Below are 1,074 nucleotides of genomic sequence, written 5' to 3' on the forward strand. Positions count from 1 at the left end.
GTACCTAGAAACTGTGATAAATAAAGGAAAAAACACGATTTTTACCCGCAAAAAACGGGGCATACGAAAGGAGCAATGCACTATAACTACACACAAAAATTTATCCGTTAAGATTGATTACATCAGCATTGTATTTGATACTGCAACCGCTGAAGATATAATCATGCACATTTTAGATTTACCGACTGACATTTTCAATGTTTATCCAGCAATGATAAAATTCAAGACTTATCAAGCACGCTGGCAGATTGGAGATATTTAATTTTCCGTATTCTCGACAGTAGGAATTATACCTTTGGGGATATGTTTCGACGCTGTGAGCGAAGATACGGACTGGATAACTTTCATTTCACAAGACTTGATATTGCCATTGATGATAAGAACGAAAAGCCATTCTTTACCATAGAGCAGATAAAGAAGAAATGCGAAAAAGAGGAATTTATTTCTAATAGTGAGGGCTACCACTTTGACGAAAGCAAGTTTGATGATTTCGACACCGCAAAGACTGTTTATATCGGTGCTGGTAAATCGGGATTATCCTACCGCTTTTATGATAAGGATAAGGAAGTCTGTTCAAAACATAATAAGACACTTGATGAAGTCGGCAGTTGGAAACGGACAGAAATGCAACTGCGTGATGATAAGGCTCATGTTTTTGCCATGACATTCAAAGACAGACCGTTGGAACTTGGGGAACTGGCTTTCGGGCTATTAGCAAACAACCTACGCTTTGTCGTGCCAAACAGAAATGAAAGTAATAAGAGCAGATGGAAAACGTGTCGGTTTTGGGAACGATTTTTAGGGGCTGTGGAAGTCTTGAAACTGCAAGTACCGAAACTACATAATTCCCTTGAGGAAACACAGCAATGGCTCACAGAGGGTGGCGTGATTTCTGCTGTCAAAAGTTTTTATTTCTTAGAAGAACATGATGCATTAGGTGGACTGGAAAAAGTGGGAACTATGCTTGACAGGGCAAGATACAGCAGTTCCCTTTCCAGTAAATTAACCGCCCACTTACAGAGGATAGACCGCACCGACCTTATCCCCTATATCCAGTATGACACGAAACATGGG

General features: G+C 40.0%; 1 pseudogene. It reads left to right on the plus strand.

From position 1 onward, the window contains the following. Positions 1–163: 163 nt before the first annotated feature. Positions 164–1,074: pseudogene (locus PG418_RS19065) on the plus strand (replication initiation factor domain-containing protein); the annotation flags it as partial.

Source organism: Bariatricus sp. TF06-38A (assembly GCF_027690675.1).
Lineage (GTDB): Bacteria > Bacillota > Clostridia > Lachnospirales > Lachnospiraceae > Allocoprococcus > Allocoprococcus comes.